Here is a 24,400-nt window from a genome sequence, read left to right on the forward strand (position 1 = left end):
GATCTGCCCTGATGAACCAGCTCGAAGCTCTCCGCCAGTACACCACCGTAGTCGCCGACACGGGCGACTTCCGCCAGCTGGCCCAGTTCCAGCCCCAGGACGCGACCACCAACCCCTCGCTGATCCTCAAGGCCGTGCAGAAGGCCGAGTACGCGCCGCTGTTGCAGCAAAGCGTGGCCGGCGGCGCCGGCCGCCACATCGACGAGCTGATGGACCGCCTGATCGTGCGCTTTGGCTGCGAGATCCTGCAGCTCATCCCCGGGCGTGTGTCCACCGAGGTCGACGCGCGCCTGTCCTTCGACACGGCAGCCACCGTGGCGCGCGCCGAGCGCATCGTCGCCATGTACCGCGCCGAGGGCCAGGACCCCTCGCGCGTGCTGATCAAGGTGGCCGCCACCTGGGAGGGCATCGAGGCCGCGCGCATCCTGGAAGAGCGCGGCATTCGCACCAACCTGACGCTGCTGTTCTCCTTCGCCCAGGCCGTGGCCTGCGGGCAGGCCAAGGTGCAGCTCATCTCGCCCTTCGTCGGCCGCATCTACGACTGGTACAAAAGCCGAGCAGGCAGCAGCTGGGACGAGGCCGCCATGGCGGGCGCGAGCGACCCCGGCGTGCAGAGCGTGCGCGCCATCTACCACCACTACAAGCACTTCGGCATCGTCACCGAGGTCATGGGCGCGAGCTTTCGCAACGTGGGCCAGATCACGGCCCTGGCTGGCTGCGACCTGCTGACCATCTCGCCCGAGCTGATGGCGCAGCTGCAGGCCAGCGACGCCCCGCTGCAGCGCGCGCTCGACCCCGAGGCGGCGCGCACGCTGCAGCTGGAGCCCGTGCGCTACGACGAGGCGGGCTTTCGCTACGCGCTCAACCAGGACGCCATGGCCACCGAGAAGCTGGCCGAAGGCATACGCGCCTTCGCGGCCGACGCGGCCAAGCTGGAGCAGCTGATGCAGGCAGCCGCGGCAGCATGAGTACGCCGGCACCCCCCTATACCGACCCGCGCACCCGCTGCGACCGCACGCCGGCCTGGGGTCTGCTGGCCGCCCACTACGCCCGGGCGGGGCGTTCGTTTGACATGCGCCAGGCCCTGATGCAGGACGCGGGGCGCGTGCAGCGCTTCAGCCAGCAGGCGCCGCACATCCATGCCGACCTGTCCAAGAACCTGATCGACGAGGCCACCGAGGCACTGCTGCTGCAGCTGGCGCGCGAGTGCGGCGTGGAGGCTTACCGCGACGCCATGTTCGCCGGCTGCCCCATCAACCACACCGAGCGGCGCTCCGTCATGCACTGGCTGCTGCGCGAGCCGGCGCGCGCGCTACCCGCGGCCACGCCCTTCGTGGCCGATGCGCTGCGCGAGGTGCACGTCACGCTGGACGCCATGCTGCAGCTGGCCGAGCAGGTGCGTGCCGACGACGCCATCACCGACATCGTCAATATCGGCATCGGCGGCTCCGACCTGGGCCCTGCCATGGCCGTGAAGGCGCTGGACGACCTGCGCCCTTCGCGAAAGCGCCTGCACTTCATCAGCAACGTGGACGGCATGGAGCTGGGCAGCCTGCTGGCTACGCTCAAGCCCGAAAGCACGCTGTTCCTGATCGCCTCCAAGACCTTCACCACGCTGGAGACCATGACCAACGCCCAGGCCGCGCGCGCGTGGTTTGTGGCGCAGGGCGGCAGCGACGTGGCGCGCCACTTCTGGGCGCTGACCACCAACCTGGAGGCCGCCGCGCAGTTCGGCATCCGCACCACGCTGGGTTTCTGGGACTGGGTGGGCGGGCGCTACTCACTGTGGTCGGCCATCGGCCTGCCCATCGCCATCGCCATCGGCGCCGAGAACTTCCGCCACCTGCTGGCGGGGGCGCACGCCATGGATCAGCACTTCCGCCAGGCCCCGCTGGAGCAGAACCTGCCTATGCGCCTGGCGCTGCTGGACGTGTGGTATCGCAACTTCCACGGCTTTGCCAGCCGCTGCGTGGCGCCCTACAGCCACGGCCTGCGCCGCCTGCCGGCCTATCTGCAGCAGCTGGAGATGGAGAGCAACGGCAAGGGCGTGGACGCCGCCGGCGCGCCACTGCCCTACGCCACCTCGCCGGTGGTCTGGGGCGAGCCCGGCACCAACGGCCAGCACGCCTTCTTCCAGATGATCCACCAGGGGCCCGATGTCATCCCCGTGGAGTTCATCGCCCTGCGCCAGCCCGGGCGCGACCTGCCGGGCCAGCACCCACGGCTGGTGGCCAACGCGCTGGCCCAGGCCCGGGCGCTGGCCATGGGCCGCGAGTCGCCCGACGGCAACCCGCACCGTGCCTTCGGCGGTAACCGGCCCAGCACCTTCTTGCTGCTGGAGGCGCTGACGCCCGAGGCGCTGGGCGCCCTGATCGCGCTGTACGAGCACCGGGTGTTCGTGGCTGGCGCCATCTGGGGCATCAACAGCTTCGACCAGTGGGGCGTGGAACTGGGCAAGGTGCTGGCCCAGGATCTGGAGCCGCGGCTGGCCAGCGGCGATGCCACGGGGCTGGATGCCTCCACCGCCGACCTGCTGCACCGACTGGTTTGATCAGCCAAATCCGCCTCCAGCCCTTGCTGGACAAGCGCTGGAAGCTATTCAAACAATAGCACTCAGACGAAAGAAAACCCCGCAGGCCTTGCGACCTGCGGGGTTTTTCGTTTCCCTGGGGAAAAGGCGTGAAGGGCCGCGGCCCTTCACCGGGCCATTACATGCCCATGCCGCCCATGCCACCCATGCCGCCCATGTCGGGCATGCCGCCGGCGGGGGCGTCGTCCTTCGGGGCCTCGGCCACCATGGCCTCGGTCGTCAGCAGCAGCGAGGCCACGGAAGCGGCGTTCTGCAGCGCGGTGCGGGTCACCTTGGTCGGGTCCAGGATGCCCATTTCCAGCATGTCGCCGTAGGTGTCGTTGGAGGCGTTGAAGCCGTAGTTGCCCGTGCCTTCCAGCACCTTGTTCACGACCACCGAGGGCTCGCCGCCGCCGTTGGCCACGATCTCGCGCAGGGGCGACTCGATGGCCTTGAGCACCAGCTTGATGCCGGCGTCCTGCTCGGCGTTGTCGCCCTTCAGGTCGCCCAGTGCCTGGCGTGCGCGCAGCAGGGCCACGCCGCCACCGGCCACGATGCCTTCTTCCACGGCAGCGCGGGTGGCGTGCAGGGCGTCTTCCACGCGGGCCTTCTTTTCCTTCATCTCGACTTCGGTGGCAGCGCCCACCTTGATCACGGCCACGCCGCCGGCCAGCTTGGCTACGCGCTCTTGCAGCTTCTCGCGGTCGTAGTCGCTGGTGGCTTCCTCGATCTGCACGCGGATCTGCTTGACGCGCGCCTGGATGTCGTCAGCGTTGCCGGCACCGTCGATGATGATGGTGTTTTCCTTGCCCACTTCGATGGTCTTGGCCTGGCCCAGGTCGGCCAGCGTCACCTTCTCCAGCGACAGGCCCACTTCCTCGGCGATCACCTTACCGCCCGTCAGGATGGCGATGTCTTCCAGCATGGCCTTGCGGCGGTCGCCGAAGCCAGGAGCCTTGACAGCCACAACCTTCAGGATGCCGCGGATGGTGTTCACCACCAGGGTCGCCAGGGCTTCGCCCTCGACTTCCTCGGCGATGATCAGCAGCGGACGGCCGGCCTTGGCAACCTGCTCCAGCGTGGGCAGCAGGTCACGGATGTTGCTGATCTTCTTGTCGAACAGCAGCACGAAGGGGTTGTCCAGGATCGCGGCCTGCTTCTCGGGGTTGTTGATGAAGTAGGGGCTCAGGTAGCCGCGGTCGAACTGCATGCCTTCCACGACGTCCAGCTCGTTGTCCAGGCTCTTGCCGTCTTCGACGGTGATCACGCCTTCCTTGCCGACCTTGTCCATGGCGTCGGCAATGATCTTGCCCACCGACTCGTCGGAGTTGGCCGAGATCGAACCCACCTGGGCGATTTCCTTGGAGGTGGTGGTGGCCTTGGACTGCTTCTTCAGCTGCTCGACCAGGGCGACGACGGCCTTGTCGATGCCGCGCTTCAGATCCATCGGGTTCAGGCCGGCGGCCACGTACTTGGAGCCTTCGCGCACGATGGACTGGGCCAGCACCGTGGCGGTGGTGGTGCCGTCACCGGCGATGTCGTTGGTCTTGGAGGCCACTTCCTTCACGAGCTGGGCGCCCATGTTCTGCAGCTTGTCCTTGAGCTCGATTTCCTTGGCCACGGACACGCCGTCCTTGGTCACCGTGGGGGCGCCGAACGAGCGCTCCAGCACCACGTTGCGGCCCTTGGGGCCCAGAGTCACCTTGACCGCGTTGGCCAGGATGTTCACGCCTTCAACCATGCGGGCGCGGGCTTCGCCGCCGAAAACTACGTCTTTTGCTGCCATGTTTGGCTCCTCAAGAATATGCGTCAAATCCGCTGCTAACGCTTGTCTGGCAAGCGCTGGCAGCTATGAAAATTGATAGGTCTGCGAGGTGGCGGAGAATTACTTCTCAACGACTGCGAACAGGTCGTCTTCCTTCATGACCAGCAGCTCCTCGCCGTGCAGCTTGACGGTCTGGCCGCTGTACTTGCCGAACAGCACGCGGTCGCCGACCTTGACGCCCATGGCAATGCGGTCGCCGTCCTCGTCCAGCTTGCCCGGGCCCACGGCCAGCACTTCACCCTGATCGGGCTTCTCGGCAGCGTTGTCGGGGATCACGATGCCCGAAGCGGTGGTGGTTTCGCTCTCGATACGCTTGACGATCACGCGATCGTGCAGGGGGCGAAGGTTCATGGCTCTCTCCTGTGAAGAAAAAGGGTTGCTGTAGAGGTCAAACAGTGCGCCCGCTGTGGAGGGCGGGCGCTTGGGGTGTCAGCCTACGGTGCTGCTAGCACTCGTCTGCTTCGAGTGCTAATGATACGGGTGTCTGAGACCTTTTCAAGGGCTTGGCCCCGAAATGCTCGCGTAAGCCGCGTTTGTACAATCCGCCCGGCGCCGCAGATCGTCTGGCCTGCGCGCCCCCTACACCCATTTCCATCTTTGCCACGGCTGCAGGCCAGCGGCGCTGCGCTGCAACCATGCGCCCGCGGCACACGCACAGCTTTGCGTCTGGCTTGTCTATGAGGAGCGCAAGCGTCCGATGGCTTCCTTGCAAATGACCACGGCCCTGCTCGGCATCGGGCTGGCGGTGCTGATCCTGTACCTCATCCGCCGCGACCATCTCTACTTGATGCACGGTCTGTTCTGGGTGGTGGTCGCAGGCGCCGCGGCTGTGCTGGGAGCGTGGCCTGGGCTGATCGACCGGTTGGCGCGCTGGACGGGTTTCAGCTACCCGCCAGCACTGCTACTGCTATTGGCGAGCATCGTGCTGCTGGTCAAGGCGCTGCACGCTGATATGGTCAACACTCGTATCGAGCGTGACGTGCGGCGGCTGAACCAGCGGTTGGCATTGTTGGAGGCAGACCTTGAGAGCCTGCGCCAGGAGGCTGCCGAAGAACTCGCCCCTCATACGAAGCGACCGTAATGCTGTTGCCTGTCATTCTGTCTGGCGGCTCTGGCACCCGCCTGTGGCCCCTGTCGCGCAAGAACCATCCTAAGCAATTCTTGGCGCTGAACGGAAGCCGAACCATGCTGCAGCAGACGGCTCGACGGTTGCAGGCTCTGTCGACCTCTGTTCCACAGGCACCAGCCCCTGTGCTGGTGTGCAATGAAGAACATCGGTTCTTAGCAGCGGGGCAGTTGATGGAAGCTGGTATCCACCATGCTGCCATTCTGTTGGAGCCTTCTGCTCGCAATACGGCGCCGGCACTCACCTTGGCTGCGCTGTTTGCCACTGCAAATGGTGAAGACCCCGTGATGCTGGCCATGCCTGCAGACCATGTGATAGAAGATTTGCCCGCTTTTCAAGCAGCCGTGCAGACAGCCTATAAGGTCGCGTGCCTGGGAGAGATCGTCACTTTTGGCGTGGTGCCCCAATATCCCGAAACTGGCTATGGCTATATCCAATACCGCCCTGCGCATGGCCAAGAGATATTCGCGGTTGAGGGGTTTTCTGAAAAGCCTAGCCATGCAGTGGCACAGCAGTATCTGGAGTCAGGTACCTATCTGTGGAACAGCGGAATTTTCATGCTGCGCGCCAGCACCTGGGTTCAAGCCATGGGGCGCACCCGGAACGACATTCTTCAGGCCTGTCGGGCTGCCATGCAGGCGGCACGGCAGGATCTGGACTTCATCCGGCCGGATGCCGCAGCATTTAACGATTGCCCGCCAGACTCCATCGACTACGCCGTTATGGAGAAACTGCCGGCCCATCCAGAATGGGGTATTGCGGCCCGTGTAGTACCCCTGCAGGCGGGCTGGTCCGACGTTGGCGCATGGGACGCGTTCTGGAGCGTGAGTGACCGCGATCCCCAAGGCAACGCATTGGTAGGTGAATCGGTGTTGCACCATGGCTGTCGCGACTCCCTGCTGATGTCCAGTAGCCGCCTGGTGGCAGGGGTGGGGCTGCAAAACCTTATCGTGGTCGAAACTCCCGACGCTGTCTTGGTCGCCGACAAGCGCTGTACCCAAGAGGTCAAGCACGTGGTAGCTCGCTTGGTACGCGGTAGTGACCAGACCTTGGCGCAACAGCACCGCAAGGTGCACCGGCCCTGGGGCTGGTACGACCGTATCGATGGCGGTGAACGTTTCCAGGTCAAGCGCATCGTTGTTAACCCCGGGGCCAGCTTGAGCCTGCAAATGCACCGGCATCGCGCCGAGCATTGGGTGGTAGTCAAAGGGGTGGCAGAGGTCACACACGGCGAACGCTGCTTTCAGCTACAGGAGAACGAATCTACCTATATCCCGCCGGGGCACATCCACCGGCTGCACAACCCAGGCACCGTGCCGTTGGAGATCATTGAGGTCCAGTCCGGCAGCTACTTGGGCGAGGACGATATCGTTCGTCTGGACGACTCCTATGGCCGGGCGCCCCAAGTGGGCTGATGTACATGGCGGCACTAGCACCACCTACAGAAGCTCCCGCAGTCAAAGAAGTTCTGTGTCTTCGGGCTGCTTCTGCGGTTTTGGCAGGATGCAGGGGCACTGGCCAAGGCATTGGCGTGCTTGTCATCAACTACAACACGGCGCGCCAGACGCTACGTTGCCTGGAGTCCATCCAGCAATCCACCCTGCTGCCGGATTGGGTACTGGTGCTGGACAACGCCTCTTCTCCCGATGACTACCAGCAGCTGCTTCAAGGTGCGCAGCCGCCAAGGGAGGGTGCTCTCTATATCTACCGCTCAGAGCACAACCTGGGTTTTGCCCAGGGCAGCAATGTGCTGATCGACCTGCTGCTTCAGCAGCAAGCGTGCCAGTACGTCATGTTGCTGAACAACGATGCGGTGGCACAGAAAGACATGCTCGCTGTACTGAGCGCTGCGTTGGATGAGGCAGGAGAGGGAGCCGGCCTTGCAGGAGGGCGCATGCACAGGTTAGCGGACCCCACGCAGGTGGACACGCTGGGAATTGCCCTTTATGCCAGCCTGATGCCCGCGGATCGGAAGACCTTGGATGACCATTACGTGGGCCCCACGGGCGGCTGCTGCATGCTCACCAGAGAACTGGTTGATCGTCTGAATTCCGTCTCAGGTTACTGCTTCGACCCACGGTTCTTCTGTTACTGCGAAGACACCGACATGGTGGTGCGTGCGGTGCTGCTCGGATATCGCCCACTCTATGTAGACCAACTGCTGGCATTACATGAAGGACAAGCCAGCAGCGGCGGTGGACACAACCCTTTTATTGCGTATCACGGACTACGCAACACGCTATGGATGCATATCAAGCTCATGCCGGCAGGCCTGCTGTGGCGATATGGCCTTTTGCTACTGCTTGCGCATGGACTGATGGTTGCGCGCCATACCCTGTCCGGGCGCTTTTCGTTGACGCTGCGCATATATCGGGATGCTTTGCGCCGGTTACCAGAGTTTCTGGCCGAGCGCAAACAACTCAGTGACCATGTTCAGGCTCACCGCGAAATTCTCAAAACTTGCATCACCCCTCGCTTCTATCGCAAGGGCTACTTGCAATTGGTTTTGCAGGGGCATGCAGTACTCAAACGCTTTTTCTTTAATTCAAGAACATGACAATCTTGGTCACTGGCGGCGCCGGCTTCATCGGCGCCAATTTCGTGCTCGACTGGCTGGCCGGCTCCGATGAGCCTGTTGTCAACCTGGACAAGCTGACCTACGCCGGCAACGTGCACAACCTGGACAGCCTGTCGGGCGATGCGCGCCACGTGTTCGTGCAGGGCGACATCGGCGACAGCGCGCTGGTCGAGCGCCTGCTGGCCGAGCACCGTCCGCGGGCTATTGTGAACTTCGCGGCCGAATCGCACGTGGACCGCTCCATCCACGGCCCGGCGGACTTCATCCAGACCAACATCGTCGGCACCTTCAGGCTGCTGGAGGCGGCGCGGCACTACTGGAGCACGCTGGATGCTACAAAAAGGGAAGCATTCCGCTTCCTGCACGTGTCCACCGACGAGGTTTATGGGACGCTGGCCCCTGACGCCCCGGCCTTCACCGAAGAGCACAACTACGAGCCCAACAGCCCGTACTCGGCCAGCAAGGCCGCCAGCGACCACCTGGTGCGGGCCTGGCACCACACCTACGGCCTGCCGGTGCTCACCACCAACTGCAGCAACAACTACGGCCCGCTGCACTTTCCCGAAAAACTCATCCCGCTGATGATCGTCAACGCCCTGGCCGGCAAGAGCCTGCCGGTGTACGGCGACGGCATGCAGGTGCGCGACTGGCTGTACGTGCGCGACCACTGCAGCGCCATCCGCCGGGTGCTGCAGGCGGGGCGCCTGGGCGAGACCTACAACATCGGCGGCTGGAACGAGAAGGCCAACATCGACATCGTGACAACCGTGTGCGCACTGCTGGACGAGCTGCGCCCGCGCGCCGATGGCAAGAGCTACGCCGCGCAGATCGCCTACGTGGCCGACCGGCCCGGCCACGACCGGCGCTATGCCATCGACGCACGCAAGATCGAGCGCGAGCTGGGCTGGACGCCGGCCGAGACCTTCGAGACCGGCATCCGCAAGACCGTGCAGTGGTATCTGGACCACCCGGGCTGGGTGGCGCAGGTGCAAAGCGGCGCCTACCGCGACTGGGTGCAGAAGCAATACGCAATCGCTTAGAACAGAAATATGACGACCACCACACAACGCAAGGGCATTATCCTGGCCGGCGGCTCCGGCACGCGGCTGCATCCGGCCACGCTGGCCATCAGCAAGCAGCTGCTGCCCGTCTACGACAAGCCCATGATCTACTACCCGCTCAGCACCCTGATGTTGGCGGGCATCCGCGAGATCCTGATCATCAGCACGCCCCAGGACACGCCGCGCTTTGCGCAATTGCTGGGCGACGGCAGCCAGTGGGGCCTGCAGCTGCACTACGCCGTGCAGGAGAGCCCGGACGGCCTGGCGCAGGCCTTCCTGATCGGCGAACAGTTCCTGGCCGGCAGCCCCAGCGCCCTGGTGCTGGGCGACAACATCTTCTACGGCCACGACTTCCACGACCTGCTGGCCAGCGCCGATGCACGCAGCGGCGGCGCCAGCGTCTTCGCCTACCACGTGCACGACCCCGAGCGCTACGGCGTGGCCGAGTTCGACGGCTCAGGACGCGTGCTGTCCATCGAAGAAAAGCCCGCGAGCCCGAAGAGCAGCTACGCCGTCACCGGCTTGTACTTCTACGACAGCCAAGTGGTGGAGCTGGCCAAGCGCCTGAAGCCTTCTGCCCGCGGCGAGCTGGAGATCACCGACCTGAACCGCCTGTACCTGGAGCAGGGCCAACTGCACGTGGAAATCATGGGCCGCGGCTACGCCTGGCTGGACACCGGCACGCACGAGAGCCTGCTGGACGCCGGCCAGTTCATCGCCACGCTGGAGCAGCGCCAGGGCCTGAAGATCGCCTGCCCGGAAGAGATCGCCTGGCGCAGCGGCTGGATCGATGGCCCGCAGCTCGAGCGCCTGGCCCAACCCCTGGCCAAGAACGGCTACGGCCAGTACCTGCAGCGGCTGCTCAAAGAGAAGGTGTATTGACGATGAAAGCCACCCGACTGGCCATCCCCGACGTCGTGCTGATCGAGCCCAAGGTCTTCGGCGACGCACGCGGCTTCTTCTTCGAGAGCTTCAACCAGCGCGCCTTCGACGAGGCCACCGGCACGAGCCACCAATTCGTGCAGGACAACCACAGCCGAAGCAGCCGCGGCGTGCTGCGCGGCCTGCACTACCAGATCCAGCAGCCGCAGGGCAAGCTGGTGCGCGTGGCGCGCGGCGCCGTGTGGGACGTGGCGGTGGACATCCGCAAAAGCTCGCCCACCTTCGGGCAATGGGTGGGTGTGGAGCTCTCCGAAGACAACCAGCGCCAGCTGTGGTTGCCGCCAGGGTTCGCGCACGGCTTCGTGGTGCTGAGCGAGACGGCGGATTTTCTGTACAAGACCACGGACTACTACGCGCCGGAGCACGAGCGCTGCATTGTTTGGAACGATGCGCGGCTGGGCATCCAGTGGCCGTATCAGGGGCAGCCCAGCCTGTCGGCCAAGGATGCGCAGGGCGCGGCGCTGGCGCGGGCGGAGGTGTTTGTTTGATGCAGAACTTCTCTATTGCCCCCCGGGAGTTGTTTGCAAGCGCGTGGCGTCATCGGGAGTTGATTGCAGCTTCGACAAAAAGAGAAGTCTTAGGGCGCTACCGAGGCTCAGTCCTCGGCATCTTTTGGTCTTTTGCCAACCCGCTGTTCATGCTAGCGGTATACACGTTCGTTTTTAGTACGGTTTTTAAGGCGCGTTGGGTTGGGGGGAATGGGTCCAAGATTGAATTTGCACTGGTCCTCTTTGCTGGATTGATTGTTTTCAACCTGTTTGCGGAATGCATTAGCAGAGCGCCCACTTACATTGTTTCCAATGTGAATTATGTGAAGAAAGTGGTTTTCCCCCTGGAAATACTGCCATCTGTTGGCTTGTTATCTGCACTGTTTCATGCTGCAGTCAGTTTGGCGGTCTGGCTGCTGGCATATTTTTTTTTGGTAGGTATTCCTCACGTTACTGTCCTGTATCTACCATTGATTGTGATGCCGCTCCTGTTATTCATCATGGGCTTGTCTTGGATATTGGCGTCACTGGGTGTATTTTTGCGTGACGTTGCGCAGTTTGTCAATATAGTGATAACTGTCATTATGTTTTTGAGCCCGATTTTCTATCCTGTCACTGCTCTGCCTGAAGCATATCGTGAAATACTGTTGCTCAATCCGTTAGTACCGGTAATCGAGCAAACCAGGGCGGTTCTTTATTTTGGGGTTCCGCCAGATTTCCAGGCCCTTCTAATATGTTGGATTGTTGCCCTGCTTATGGCTTGGTTTGGATTTGCTTGGTTTCAGAAGACGCGCAGAGGGTTTGCTGATGTTCTCTGAAGTTGCCATAAAAGTCGAGAATATCACAAAATGCTTTCATATTTATGAACAGCCCCGTGATCGCCTTAAGCAGTTTTTGTTGCCGGCGCTGCAAAAAATGGCTGGAATGCCACTGGGAAAGTATTATCGTGAATTCTTGGCGCTTAACGGCGTAAGTTTCGAAGTGCGAAAAGGTGAGACTGTTGGTGTTATTGGGCATAACGGCAGTGGTAAGTCGACACTTTTGCAAATCATCTGCGGCACTCTCGATGCGACGAGTGGTAGCGTGCAGACCCAAGGGAGGGTTGCGGCGCTGCTGGAGTTGGGCTCTGGATTTAACCCGGAATTCACAGGTCGGGAAAATATATACCTAAATGCAAGCGTGCTCGGGCTGAGTCGTGAAGAAATCGATGACCGCCTTGCCAATATAATTGACTTCGCAGATATCGGTCAGTTTGTCGATCAGCCTGTAAAAACCTATTCAAGTGGCATGGTGGTGCGATTGGCATTCGCGGTGCAGTCGCAAATCGATCCTGATATTTTGATTGTTGATGAGGCACTGTCGGTAGGGGATGCAAAGTTCCAGGCAAAATGCTTCGATAGGCTCAAGAGTCTAAAAAAACGTGGGACCAGTATATTGTTGGTAACGCACGCAAGTGAGCAAATCGTTACCCATTGTGATCGGGCCATTTTGTTGAGTGGTGGGTCGATGCTGGAGATTGGTGAGCCGCGCCATATCGTGAATCGTTATCTTGATTTGCTATTCGGGCGCGTGCGCAATTCTGCCGAACCGTTAAAAGACAGTAGCGGTTTGGCGGAAAGCAGGGCTGTTCAGCCCAATGCCTCGATCAGCTTGACTGAAGATATCTTTTTCACGCACCATGGCTATAACCCTCATGAATATCGATGGGGCGATGGGTCGGCACGTATCTTGGATTTCTTTTTGTCGGCCGATGGCGAACCCTATCCATCCACTGTTAAAACTGGCCAACAGATCGTCTTGGCGGTATCGATCCAGTTTGAGGCAGCGTTGATCCGCCCCATACTTGGTGTCACTATAAAAACAAAAGAGGGTGTAACGGTGTATGGGGTCAACTCTGAAACCTTGGAAGTCGATGCCTTCGGCACCCTAGGTGAGGCTAACTCTGTCGTCGTCCCCGAACTTAGGTTTTGCTGCCGCCTCGCTCCGGGTGACTATTTTGTTTCTTTGGGCATAGCTACACGCCAGGGTGCGGATATTGTTCCGCATGATCGCCGGTACGATGCCATTCACCTGCACGTATCTCCCTGCGCTAGTTTTTTTGGACTTGTGAATCTCGACGCCACACTGAGTGTAAATTAAAAAATGAAAAATCTATTAGAACAGGCCGGTTACGTGAGGGAACCTGAAGTAAACATTTGGGTAAAACCAGGTTTTACAAGCATTGCCTACAGCGATGGTGATGAAGTGGAACAACGGCTGGCGCGCATAATGACCGAGGTGCCAGATCTGAGCGTATTGTCAGATAGTTTGAAAAAACATATCACCGATTGGCCATCGCTTTACCATTTGAGCAGTAGCCGCGCAAATATTTTGCGGCCGTTCGAATCCCGTCTGGCTGGAGCGCGGGTATTGGAAATAGGCGCAGGTTGCGGTGCAATTACACGGTACATGGGTGAAAGTGGCGCCTGCGTGCTCGCACTGGAAGGATCTGTCCGCCGAGCGAATATTGCGCGCAAACGCACTCATGACTTGCCCAATGTGGAGATCTTGGCTGAAAGCTTCGATCAATTCGGCGTTAACACGCAATTTGATATTGTTACCCTTATTGGGGTGCTTGAATACGCAAATATGTTTGTGCCCAGCACGCAGCCGGCGCTGACCATGCTGGAGCGCGCACGGTCATTGCTGAAGCCGGGCGGTTTGCTATTGCTTGCAATTGAAAATCAGTTAGGGATGAAATACTGGGCTGGCGCCCCTGAAGACCACTTGGGGGTGCCAATGTACGGTATCGAGGGGCGCTATCGCACGGATCAACCGCAAACCTATGGGCGTAAAAAGCTGCAGGATCTGATTGCAGCAGCAGGCTTTATGCATGCCGAATTTCTATCTGCCCTGCCAGATTACAAACTGCCTATCTCCATCGTTACCGCCAGCGGTTTTGAAAACCCCAACTTTGACCCGGCGGCGCTGGCATCACAAAGCGTGAGGCGTGATCCGCAGTTGCCACAGCAACTGGCCTTCGCGCCCGAATTGGCGTGGCCTGCCGTAGTGGAAAACGGTATGGGTGTGGACTTTGCCAACTCATTCCTGGTGGCTGCAAGTGTCTCGGAGGCATCTGCGCTCAACCCTCATGTATTGGCCTTTCACTACAGTACTGGGCGCAAACGTGAGTTTTGCAAAAAAACTGTTTTCCAAAAAAATGCGCACGATGAGATTGGTGTTTATTGCGAATTGATTGAGCCTGGGGCAGAAGAAAATTCCAAAATACTGCTGCAATTAGAAGTTCCGAAATATACAAAATATATCAAGGGACGAACGCTCGCTGACGAATTGGTGCACCTTGTTTCAGACGATGGATGGTCTCTCGAAAGTCTTGGTCAATATTTGCGGTCATATATTGAAATAGTCAGATCCATCGTTTCCTGCGATCGATCTTTAACGCTGCCTTTGACAGTGGATTCCGTTATTCCTGGGATATCTTTTGATTTATTGCCGCAAAATATAATCCGCGACTCGAGCGGCAATTGCTATGCCATAGACAGAGAGTGGAGATTGAAGGAGGATATGCCTGTTGGGTGGCTCCTTTGCCGTGCACTTCAACTATTGGTGCGCGACGTCACTCGTTTTGGAGCAGCAAGGGATTTGTTTGAGAAAACAGTATCCGGTTTTATTTTGGCGGCTATTAAAAGCGCTGGATATGAAGTCGATTTGGCGGCTCTAAAGAAATTCTCGGCCATGGAAAGGCAAGTCCAAGCAGAGGCCGCTGGGTTACCTGTGGAGCTGGTACCCGAACTACTTTCCAGTGCGCCCTTGCAGATTGGCGTGTCCGGACCGGTATCTCTTGCCCTTGCCCATCGCGTAGAGCAGCTCGAAGGCCAGTTCTCTTCGCGTGATCAGCAGTTGATCAATCTGACGCAGACCCTGACCTCACGGGATGAGCAGCTTGGAACACTCACTCGGACGCTGGCCTCGCAAGACAAGCAATTGGCGAGCCTCACAAAAACTCTCTTGGCCTTCCAAGATCGGCACATCACAGGCGTGGCAGAAGAACTGCTGCAGTCGCAAAAGCGGCAACTATCAGAGATGACAGATGCCTTGGCAGCGCAGCAGCAGCAATTAACCCACCTCGCCCACGCGTTGGCCGCCAAAGATATCCAAATCAACGCGCTATACAACTCCGCGAGTTGGCGAGTCACTGGCCCTGTGCGCTGGGCTGCCCAGCCGCTAGCGCACGTCCGCGCATCCGCACGGGCGATCAATACAGTCCTTCAACGCAATGGAGGGTTGCTGCGCACAGCCAAGTTGGCACACCGGGTGTTGCGCCAGCAAGGCATGCCTGCTTTGCTGCAGACCGTCAAGACAGCGGTCAAACCGCTTGAGTTACCGCATGCCAACTTGCTAGCGCTCCCGCAGCCCGCAGACGGTATGGCGGGTGACGCCTCAGCCCATCAAGCCCCCGTGCAAGATCGCAATGACTACACCGAATGGGTGCGCCGCTATGACACCTTGACCGCCGCTGACCGGCAGCGCATGCGCGACGTTCAAGCTGCATTTGCACTCCAGCCGTTGGTATCAGTGGTAATGCCCACGTACAACCCCAAGCCGGAATGGTTGGTGGAGGCCATCGAATCGGTGCGCGCACAGATCTACCCCCATTGGGAGTTGTGCATTGCCGACGACGCGTCCACCGACCCCGCGATCCGCCCCATCCTGGAGCGGTATGCCGAACAGGACAAGCGCATCAAGATTGTGTTCCGAAAGGAAAACGGCCACATATCGGCTGCGTCCAACAGTGCGCTTGAATTGGCGACAGGCGAATGGATTTCACTGCTGGATCACGATGATTTATTGAACGAAAACGCCTTGTTTTGGGTGGTTGAAGCGATCAATCGGGCGCCTGATGCGCGCTTGATTTATTCCGATGAAGACAAAATCTCTGAGAATGGGCGCCGCAGCGACCCTTATTTCAAGTGCGACTGGAATCCTGATCTGTTCTATTCCCACAATATGATTTGCCACTTGGGTTCATATAAGGCCAGCTTGGTGAAATCAGTGGGAGGTTTTCGTGAGGGATTCGAGGGCTCACAAGATTATGACATTGCACTGAGGTGCATAGAAAAGATCGATCCAGCGCAGATCGTTCATGTGCCCAGGGTGCTTTATCACTGGCGTGTGCATTCAGAAAGCACGGCCATGTCTGGGGACAGCAAGCCCTATGCGGCCTTGGCGGGCGAACGCGCGATCAATGAACACTTTGCCAGAACAGGTGTCAATGGTCGTGTAACGTATGCGGGTTATGGCTATGCGCCTTCTTATGATTTGCCTACGAATCTGCCTTTGGTCTCCATCATCATCCCTACGCGCAATGGTAAAGCACTCCTGAAGCAGTGCATAGACAGTATTATTAATAAAACAACCTATAAGAATTATGAAATTTTAGTCATTGATAATGGCTCCAACGAACCAGATGCTTTGGCCTATTTTGACCAATTGGCTAAAAAGAAAAATACTCGTGTTGTGAGGGATGATAGTCCGTTTAATTATTCCCGCTTGAATAATGAAGCTGTCAAAATGGCTCGGGGGGATGTGATCGCGCTTGTGAATAACGATATTGAAGTCATCTCTCCGGGCTGGCTGAGTGTGATGGTGGCACATGCCTTGCGTCCTGGGGTGGGGGCAGTGGGCGCCAAGCTTTGGTATCCCGATAAGACATTGCAGCATGGCGGTGTTATCTTGGGCATCGGCGGCGTGGCTGGTCATTCGCATAAATACTCAAGAGAAGGCGCGCATGGATATTTTTCACGCCTGCTCATAACGCAATCATTATCTGCAGTCACCGCAGCCTGCCTTGTGATCAAAAAGACCGTTTTCAATGAAATAGGTGGCTTGGAGGAAAAAAGGCTGCAGATTGCATTCAACGACATAGATTTCTGCTTGCGCGTGCGAGAAGCTGGATATCGAAATATATGGACACCCTTGGCGGAGCTTTTTCACCATGAAAGCGTGAGCCGGGGTCATGAGGACACACCAGAAAAGCAGGCGCGTTTTGCCGCCGAAGTTGCCTACATGAAGGAGCGCTGGGGCGAGCAGTTGCTGAACGATCCGGCATACAGCCCAAATCTCACATTGGATTATGAGGATTTCAGCTACGCGTGGCCTCCTCGGATGCCTGCTGTTCAGTGAGCTGATTTCTGGAGATTGAATGATGTTGCGCGTTTCTGAACGTAAGGAGACCTTCTATGATTTCAATGGTGGTGCAGAATTTTTTGAGAAGATTTCGATAGGTATTGTCATAGTTACTTTTGGATGCTTTGTCCTTTGGTACGCAGCAAGCGGGCCGACAATGCCATTTTGGGATGACTGGAGGTATTTTTTGAAGAATTCAATGAATGCCTTTGGTGCCGGTAAATGGATCTATGTCGGAAATGATACTTTAACTATTGCCACTTTTTTCGATGTGACGATATTTAAGGCTGTGAACTTTAATTTTGCATTTGCTAGATATCTTTCCCTCGTTTGGTTGCTTTTTTATCTGTTCTTTGCTGTTTTCGCCCTGCGATTGGTCTATGAAGGATATGCGCGTGCGGCAGCCACGTTGCTTTTGATGATGCCGCTGTCAATAAATGGATATTGGGATGATGGCACATATATCGCATATCACCAGGGGCTTCCGGTTGTTTTTGCCGTTGTTTCTTTTTATCTGGTGATGTCGGCATTGCGGAAGAGTGAAGCATCTCTTTTAGGGACGCTTGTTGTAGCGCTGCTTAGTGTTGTTTCTGGCTTGACGTATATATCTGGGTTTATTCCTGTTCTCGGTCTCGGGGCTGCTTTGCTAATGGGCGCATTTCTCGAGGCTGAAGGGGAGAGTTTTAAGAAGAAGCTACGGCGCCTTGGCGTTTTCCTAATTCTTCTTGCGTTGGGTGTTCTGGCCATCCAGTTTTTTATGGTTAGTACGGCTCAGGGGAGTCTTTTGGAAAAAAGTCACGCATCTTCTGTTGTTACGCCATTTGATGCGAGATTTTGGATATTCTTTCTTGGGGTTATTGGTAAGGGGGTTGGTTTTCGTGGAACTGCTATCTGGTTTGATGCCCTGATTGCAGTTGTGTTATTTTCTCCTATGGCTGTGATCGGTTATCAAATAGTTTTAGAGAAAAAATCTTTGAAAGGTGCGCCGCAGCATGATCTTTTGTTGATTACTTATGTCTATTCATCGGTAATTATTCTGATGTATGCGGCAATGGTTTCTTATGGAAGAGGTGGGTTACTCCCAGTCCATGACTATCACTCTGCCTCGATCGTTTCCAAGGCGAGATTCCATCATTGGTGGGTATCTGCTCTTGCTCCTTTTTGGATTTCTGGTTTAGTGTGGGTTTTTCTATCGAAGTTCCGATTGCGATTTTTCTCGATTTTTTTGTTTCTTACTGTTGCTCTTTGTTTGTTAAAATTTTGTGATTTGGGATTGTGGGGCTACGAAAAGGTTTTTTCATACCAAAAAAATAGGGAGCTGAATGGTATTGCATGTGTGAGAGATAATATTGACCGTAAAGAAATATTATGCCGTGATTTTTATCCTTCGAATATCAAGTATGCGATCGATCTGGTCATTGAAAAGAAAATTTGGATTGGAAATGCATTTGATAGTGCGTTGAGAAGGTGGAGGAGGGGGGATATTGTTGATGTGGAGACAACTGTAGGCGGGGGTCATGTAGATGTGCTGGAGGTGGATGGAAGAGATGTGAGGGTTTTGGGTTGGATTCCGCTGAATGCTGCTGAATCTGATGTGGCCCTGCATGTGAGTAACCGGTTAGGCGATGTTGATGTGAGTGAATATGAGTATGGAATTGTCAACCGCCCGGATGTTGCAAAAGCACTGCAAAATGACAGATTGATTAATTCTGGATTTTCTGTCGTATTCAGAGCGTCACGTCCGCTTGACGTCGACGTGGTGAAGAAACACTTCTGCATTTACGGCGTTAAAGGGCGTCAAGCGGTTTCTCCGACTTATTCGGATGGCTATCGCTGCAAATGAATTATGTTTGATGCTGGGGCTGGATTCGGTATAAATTGAGAAGTTTATGCTAATTATTAAAGTGAGGCCATTCCATGTTTTTGTGTTTTGCCTTCTGTCTTATGCCTTGATGTATTGGTTGGTGGGATTCATTCCCGTGGGGGATGGCATGGGATGGGATGGTGGAGCTTATCTTGGGTACATTATGAAGTTGACTTTGGGCGACCATATTCATGGCGACCCATATCGTCTCATACGAATTTCAGGTTTCCTGCCAAGCGTTCTGATGGCTCGTCTCAGTGTTGAGCCGCTGGGAATCATCTTTTTTCAGATGGTGGTCAATGTAATTATCTTGTCTGCGGCGGCTGCATTGTTTTTCAGGGTAATAAAATATCTGATAAATAATTCTCTCAAGGCGGTTGTTTTAACGGGGTGCCTGTTTTTTAGTTGGCCCTACCTTGTACTCCCTGTTTATTATCCAATTCTCAGTGATCATCTGGCCTTGGCCCTCACGATTTTTGCGATATGGGCATGGGTTGAGTCTCGGTTCACGATTCTTTTGGTGCTGATTTTTTACGCATGCTGGGTGATGCCAGGATTATTTTTTGTTCCGCTTGTATTGGCAGTTATGCCTTTTAATGAGCCAATCCGTCCTTTGTGTAATGAGGGTGTGAGAAAATATTTCTCTGTGTTTGCTTTTGCGGGGGCTGCATGCGCAGGTTATTATTTTTTATCCAGTATTGCAGCCCTCACTGATGATGAAATTATCGGCCGTCCTATGGGTGTTGCTGTGGGGTTTCCTGAGCTTAGATATTGGACGCTTCTTGCACTTGCTCTTTGCTTTGTCTGTGTGGCATATATATTTTCTAGAGTCTTTGCCCCAGTGCTTTCTGTAATTGGAGGTGTGAATATCAAGAGGGGTGCGCTTGCTTTGGGTGTGCTCTTGGTTGGCTTTTTCTCTATTCGCACCTTGATTGACTGGGATCATGGATTTCAAGGGCCGCCGTTGTTTTATTTTCTTAGAATGCAGGCGTCATCTGCCCCGCTCAAGCCATTGGTCGCTCATTTTCTCTACTTTGGACCAGTTTTTATATTAGCATTAATGTCGTTGATATTCGCTGGCAGAAATTTTGAAAGGGATCGGAGTTTCCCCCTTTTTCTAATTTTGGCGGCGTATCTCCCGGTTCTTATCGTTGGGTCTGAAAGCCGTCAGTGGATTGCTGCTTTTCCTGTGGCTGTCGCATTGGTTGCGATGAGTAATTTTAATATTAGAACTCTCTTGTTATTTTTGTTTTTTGCTCTGGCATTGTGTGTGCCGGCTATTTATCTTCGTGATGGGGTGAACGCTGCATTTTCTAGTGGGGCGCAAGATTATTTTAGTACTGGGTGGCAATTATATTTCGGTCGGCAGGGGCCATGGACTTCACGGAATACCTATGTGATCGGTCTTGTTTCTATATTTGTGTTTTTTATGGCATATGCTTGCATTCCGAAGTGCAAGGATAAATAATATTCTTTTAAAAATGGAATTTTATGCTTATTAATGATTTATCGGCGCACATCAATGCTTATGATGAAGCTATCAAGACTGCAGTAGGCCGCGTGATTAACAGTGGCTGGCTGGTGCTGGGGCCAGAAGTGAAGCAATTTGAGCAATCTTTTGCCGACTATATTGGGGTTGCACATTGCATCAGCTTGGCCAATGGCACGGATGCCATTGAATTGGCTCTAAGAGCGTTAGATGTTGAAAAGGGTGACAAGGTTGCCACGATTGCAAACGCCGGTATGTACACCACGACGGCGATGCTGGCTATTGGGGCGGTGCCGTTCTTTCTTGATGTGGATTTGTCTTCGCACAATGTGACTTTGCTCGAGGTGGAGCGTGCGCTGGCTGCAGGGGTAAAAGCCGTCGTGGCCACCCATTTATATGGCCTGGCGGTGCCAGAGATTGAAGCAATTGCCGAGCTTTGCGCGCGGCGGGGTGTCCCTTTACTGGAGGACTGCGCGCAGGCACACGGCGCCAGTGTTAATGGGCGGCGCGTTGGGTCGTTCGGCGATGCTGCTTCATTCAGTTTTTATCCCACCAAGAACTTGGGCGCCTTGGGTGACGGCGGCGCAGTGGTCACAGGCAGGAAGGCCGTTGCCGAGAAGGTCGCGCGCTTGCGACAGTACGGATGGACTGCCAAATACCAGGTGGAGGTCAGTGGTGCGCGCAACAGTCGCCTTGACGAAATGCAGGCGGCGATTCTGTCCGTGTTCTTGCCTGATCTTGATAGCACGAATGACCGCAGGCGTGCCATCGCGGCGCAGTATTCGGCTGAGATCACTCATCGGAGTGTGCAACTCCCTGCACAGGGCGGACCAGAGTACGTGGCGCACCTGTATGTGGTGCGCAGTGCTCGGCGCGACGCTTTGCGCGCGCACCTGCGCGAGATGGACATTGCAGCCGAAATCCATTACCCCATTCCGGACTATCGTCAGCCCGTGTTTGGCACTCGTTTCGAAACTGTCTGTTTGGAAAACACAGAGTGCCTCAGCCGCGAAGTCCTGACCTTGCCTTGCTATCCAGAAATGACGGATGCACAGGTCGGGCAAGTAATCGCAGCGGTCAATGAGTGGCAGCCATGAAATTCTCGGTCGTCATTCCCGTTTACAGGAACGAGGCTTCTATTCCGCGCCTGCTGGTGGCATTGTCAAGCATGGGCCGCCAGTTGGATGGCCGCATGGAGGCAGTGTTTGTCGTCGATGGCAGTCCCGATCAATCCTTTGCATTGCTGCGAGCTGCGCTGGATGGGCTGGAGTTTCCAGCGCAGCTACTTGCCCATTCGCGCAATTTCGGCTCCTTTCCAGCGATCCGAACGGGCCTGGCCGCCGCGCGGGGCGAGTACTTCGGGGTCATGGCTGCCGATCTTCAGGAGCCGCCTGAGTTGCTGATTGCTTTCTTCCAGGCGCTTGAATTGGATGAATGCGACGTGGCCATCGGTACTCGCACAGGGCGTCATGATCCCTACACATCAAGGCTGGCATCAGCGCTTTTTTGGGGCCTTTATCGTCGGCTCGTGGTTCCTGAAATGCCTGAAGGGGGGGTGGATGTATTTGGATGCAACCGAATTTTCCGTGATCAGTTGCTCAAGTTGGAAGAATCTCGGTCATCACTGATTGCACTGATTTTCTGGCTTGGATTTCGTCGCAAGTTGGTCAGCTATGAACGGCTCGAACGCCAGGAAGGTAAGTCGAGTTGGACTTTCAGGAAGAAAGTCGATTACATGATGGACAGCGTTTTTGCGTTCACGGACTTGCCCATCCGTTTGTTGATCCGGATTGGAGTGGCGGGGTGCGTGCTATCTGCTTTATTGGGTGTGCTGGTCTTGATTGGGAATTTGTCGGGGCGAATTACCGTGCCAGGCTATGCCGCGACGATGTTAACTGTCCTCTTTTTCGGAATGCTTAATTTGCTTGGTCTTGGTCTGGTTGGTACATATTCATGGCGGGGTTATGAAAATAGTAAAATAAGACCGCTGGCAGTGCTTGCATCGGTTATAAGAAATAATAAGGATTCACAATGATAAATACTATTTCTTCAGAAAGGGCTTTTTTCTATTCTCCCTTTGGATTTTTGAAAGGTGCTGACGATATTGGCGTGGCGTGGCTGTCAGAGCTCAGCCAGGCTATTTGTAGCGGGGTGGAGGTTTTTGAGGGAAATTCTGGTGTTTTAATTTATTTCCGAAAACTTGACTGGGATACGCAGTTTTTTGGTGTGCCGTTTTTTAGAATAGAGTTTGTGGATTTTTCTGAAAATGCTGATGCCTATGACCTTCGGCAGGCTTTTTTGAGTTTTAAAAATTATATAAGTGCATCTTGTTCAGAGTATTATATTTTTTCGGAAATACCCTGTGAAGATATAAGAATTATTGCGGGTATTACGTTATCAGGATGGCGACTGGTTGAAACAAGAATCACATGCTACCGAGATGACTTGCAGAGTTTTTCCTACCCTAGGCGAATTCCGATTCGCAGTGCTACGATAGACGATATCGAGGATCTGAGAAGGGTGGCCGTAGAGGCGGTGAATCATTATGATAGATTTCATGCGGATGATTTTTTTTTAAAAAAGGAGGCCGATGATTTTCTTGCAATTTTTATTGAGAACTCTGTTAGAGGGTTCGCTGATGAGGTAATTGTCCCGAGGGATGGTCCGGCAAATGCTTTCCTGACAGGTAATTACTTGAAATCGCCTCCCTCTCTTTCTAAAAGAAAAATTGGGAAAATGGTTTTATCTGCGGTAAGCAGTGAAAGGAGTGGTTGGTATGTCAGGCTTATTGCTGAATTGAGCTATAAATTTAAAGAAAAGGGGCTTGATACAGTTTTTATGACGACTCAGGCAACAAATAGGACGGTTTTGAAAGTGTGGCATCGGCATGGATACCAGGTTGGCAGATGCTCGCATATATTTTCAACTTATGTGAGAAATAGATAAATGCCTGTTTCAAGTTCTGCGCTGCTTCATGGGAATGTATTTATTCCTGCTTCCGCAAAAATTGGGGATTTTGTATCTGTGTATGAGGGGGCCTGCATTTCAGAGCATTGTGCTATACATGGATTTACACAAATTTGGTCGAATGTCAGGCTGGGTGCTGGCAGTAGTCTTGGCTCGGGTGTTATCTTGGAGGAGCCATCTAGGGTAAATAGTCAAGGCATTTCGCTTGGCGCGGGAGCGCAGGTAGGTGCAGGGGTGATTATTTGTCAAGGGGTAGTGATTGGTGAGGGGTCTATTGTTAAGCCGGGCTCAGTTGTGGAGCAGGGCGTTCCCCCATATGCAATTGTTTCAGGGGTTCCGGCAAGGGTGACAGGGTATGTGGAAAACCTTGAAGGTGGTAAATTAAGTCCTTGGCATCTTCAGGCTAATTTTCCAGCTTCGATCGATGCTCACCCATTGGGGGTTGGTGGTGTGACCCTACATCGACTAAAGAAGGTTTGTGACCCGCGAGGCGATTTGTCTGTTGGGGAATTTCCCAAGGACATTCCTTTTGACCCCAAGCGCTATTTTCTAGTGTTCAACGTCCCCAGTGAAAAAACGCGTGGAGAGCACGCACATCATCAGTGCCATCAGTTTTTGATTTGCGTTAAGGGAAGCTGTGCGGTGGTGGTGGACGATGGAAAATCTCGCTGCGAGGTTCTGCTTGAGTCTCCAGATATGGGCATTCATTTGCCTCCCATGACCTGGGGGATTCAATATAAGTATTCCAATGATGCGGTTTTGCTGGTCTTTGCTTCGCATGTATACGATTCCGCTGATTACATTCGAAACTATGCAGAGTTCATTGACATTGTGAATGGGCAAGCTGGCGTGTCATGAAATCGGCCAAAAAGGCAAACCTCGCGCGTGGGTTGCGATTTATTGTTGGCGGTGGAGCCAACACAGCCTTTAGCTATGTGATATATCTACTGCTGAAAACTACTATGCCCTACCAGTGGGCATATCTAATTGCCTATACAATGGGTATAGTTTTTGCGTATTGGGTTAATGCGCGCTGGGTTTTCCGGGTCCCACTGTCTTGGCGGGGGCTTCTGTCTTATCCTATTGTCTATGTGGTGCAGTATTTGATATCTGCTCTACTTCTTGGAGTGCTTGTTGAGGTGTTAGGCATTAACGTGACTTTTGCCCCTATATTTGTCGTTGTCGCGTCATTGCCACTTACCTACTTGATGAATCGTTTTGTCCTTAATTCTGGAATCAAAGAAAAAGGGCGCAAAAATCACGATTCCACAAACGTTGTCGATGCGGAGCCAAGATCCTGAGAGA

At 55.4% G+C, this 24,400-nt stretch carries 20 protein-coding genes; 18 read left to right on the forward strand and 2 right to left on the reverse strand.

From position 1 onward, the window contains the following. The first annotated feature begins 11 nt into the window (after positions 1–11). Together tal and pgi are read left to right on the forward strand one after the other, a co-directional pair. On the forward strand, positions 12–968 hold the full coding sequence (gene tal, locus RT282_RS03820; protein WP_313311887.1) for a transaldolase: 957 nt from the start codon (positions 12–14) through the stop codon (positions 966–968). After that, entirely contained in the window at positions 965–2,551 is a 1,587-nt protein-coding gene (pgi, locus tag RT282_RS03825; protein ID WP_313311889.1) for a glucose-6-phosphate isomerase, read from the forward strand. Before tal ends, pgi begins: the two co-directional genes overlap by 4 nt. A 157-nt stretch (positions 2,552–2,708) precedes the next feature. Here the strand turns inward: pgi and groL are convergent, their stop codons facing one another. Both groL and groES read right to left on the reverse strand, forming a co-directional pair. Further along, positions 2,709–4,355, reverse strand: a complete 1,647-nt coding sequence (groL, locus tag RT282_RS03830) for a chaperonin GroEL (protein WP_313311891.1) — start codon at positions 4,353–4,355, stop codon at positions 2,709–2,711. 99 nt (positions 4,356–4,454) lie between these two features. Continuing rightward, positions 4,455–4,745 (reverse strand): co-chaperone GroES, encoded by a 291-nt coding sequence (gene groES / locus RT282_RS03835; protein WP_313311893.1) that lies wholly within the window; start codon positions 4,743–4,745, stop codon positions 4,455–4,457. 346 nt (positions 4,746–5,091) lie between these two features. Between groES and RT282_RS03840 the strand changes: the two genes are divergently transcribed. From RT282_RS03840 to RT282_RS03915, 16 genes are all read left to right on the forward strand, one after another. Further along, complete coding sequence (locus RT282_RS03840; RefSeq protein WP_313311894.1) at positions 5,092–5,475, forward strand: DUF2304 domain-containing protein; 384 nt, start codon at positions 5,092–5,094, stop codon at positions 5,473–5,475. Continuing rightward, positions 5,475–6,935 (forward strand): mannose-1-phosphate guanylyltransferase/mannose-6-phosphate isomerase, encoded by a 1,461-nt coding sequence (locus tag RT282_RS03845; RefSeq protein ID WP_313311896.1) that lies wholly within the window; start codon positions 5,475–5,477, stop codon positions 6,933–6,935. Before RT282_RS03840 ends, RT282_RS03845 begins: the two co-directional genes overlap by 1 nt. Positions 6,936–7,051: 116 nt before the next feature. Continuing rightward, positions 7,052–8,077, forward strand: a complete 1,026-nt coding sequence (locus RT282_RS03850; protein WP_313311898.1) for a glycosyltransferase — start codon at positions 7,052–7,054, stop codon at positions 8,075–8,077. Then, positions 8,074–9,138: a dTDP-glucose 4,6-dehydratase gene (gene rfbB / locus RT282_RS03855; protein WP_313311901.1), complete on the forward strand. Its 1,065-nt coding sequence runs from the start codon at positions 8,074–8,076 to the stop codon at positions 9,136–9,138. The genes RT282_RS03850 and rfbB overlap by 4 nt, the downstream gene beginning before the upstream one ends. Positions 9,139–9,147: 9 nt before the next feature. After that, positions 9,148–10,041 carry a glucose-1-phosphate thymidylyltransferase RfbA gene (gene rfbA / locus RT282_RS03860; RefSeq protein ID WP_313311903.1) on the forward strand — a complete coding sequence of 298 codons (894 nt, stop codon included), beginning with the start codon at positions 9,148–9,150 and terminating at the stop codon, positions 10,039–10,041. A gap of 2 nt (positions 10,042–10,043) precedes the next feature. Further along, on the forward strand, positions 10,044–10,589 hold the full coding sequence (gene rfbC, locus RT282_RS03865; protein ID WP_313311905.1) for a dTDP-4-dehydrorhamnose 3,5-epimerase: 546 nt from the start codon (positions 10,044–10,046) through the stop codon (positions 10,587–10,589). Next, complete coding sequence (locus RT282_RS03870; protein ID WP_313311908.1) at positions 10,589–11,407, forward strand: ABC transporter permease; 819 nt, start codon at positions 10,589–10,591, stop codon at positions 11,405–11,407. The genes rfbC and RT282_RS03870 overlap by 1 nt, the downstream gene beginning before the upstream one ends. Further along, positions 11,397–12,728 (forward strand): ABC transporter ATP-binding protein, encoded by a 1,332-nt coding sequence (locus RT282_RS03875; RefSeq protein ID WP_313311911.1) that lies wholly within the window; start codon positions 11,397–11,399, stop codon positions 12,726–12,728. Before RT282_RS03870 ends, RT282_RS03875 begins: the two co-directional genes overlap by 11 nt. Before the next feature lie 3 nt (positions 12,729–12,731). Then, positions 12,732–16,772 carry a glycosyltransferase gene (locus tag RT282_RS03880; RefSeq protein ID WP_313311913.1) on the forward strand — a complete coding sequence of 1,347 codons (4,041 nt, stop codon included), beginning with the start codon at positions 12,732–12,734 and terminating at the stop codon, positions 16,770–16,772. A gap of 19 nt (positions 16,773–16,791) precedes the next feature. Beyond that, positions 16,792–18,618, forward strand: coding sequence for a hypothetical protein (locus RT282_RS03885; protein ID WP_313311915.1), 1,827 nt, complete (start codon positions 16,792–16,794; stop codon positions 18,616–18,618). 121 nt (positions 18,619–18,739) lie between these two features. Further along, positions 18,740–20,107, forward strand: a complete 1,368-nt coding sequence (locus RT282_RS03890) for a hypothetical protein (RefSeq protein ID WP_313311917.1) — start codon at positions 18,740–18,742, stop codon at positions 20,105–20,107. A gap of 23 nt (positions 20,108–20,130) precedes the next feature. Continuing rightward, positions 20,131–21,225, forward strand: coding sequence for a DegT/DnrJ/EryC1/StrS family aminotransferase (locus RT282_RS03895; protein ID WP_313311918.1), 1,095 nt, complete (start codon positions 20,131–20,133; stop codon positions 21,223–21,225). Further along, positions 21,222–22,163, forward strand: a complete 942-nt coding sequence (locus tag RT282_RS03900) for a glycosyltransferase family 2 protein (protein WP_313311920.1) — start codon at positions 21,222–21,224, stop codon at positions 22,161–22,163. The genes RT282_RS03895 and RT282_RS03900 overlap by 4 nt, the downstream gene beginning before the upstream one ends. Further along, positions 22,160–23,074, forward strand: coding sequence for a hypothetical protein (locus RT282_RS03905; RefSeq protein ID WP_313311922.1), 915 nt, complete (start codon positions 22,160–22,162; stop codon positions 23,072–23,074). Before RT282_RS03900 ends, RT282_RS03905 begins: the two co-directional genes overlap by 4 nt. Next, positions 23,075–23,953 carry a WxcM-like domain-containing protein gene (locus tag RT282_RS03910; RefSeq protein ID WP_313311924.1) on the forward strand — a complete coding sequence of 293 codons (879 nt, stop codon included), beginning with the start codon at positions 23,075–23,077 and terminating at the stop codon, positions 23,951–23,953. Next, entirely contained in the window at positions 23,950–24,396 is a 447-nt protein-coding gene (locus tag RT282_RS03915) for a GtrA family protein (protein WP_313311926.1), read from the forward strand. Before RT282_RS03910 ends, RT282_RS03915 begins: the two co-directional genes overlap by 4 nt. Positions 24,397–24,400 lie beyond the last annotated feature (4 nt).

This window comes from Pulveribacter sp., assembly GCF_032079985.1.
GTDB lineage: Bacteria > Pseudomonadota > Gammaproteobacteria > Burkholderiales > Burkholderiaceae_C > Melaminivora.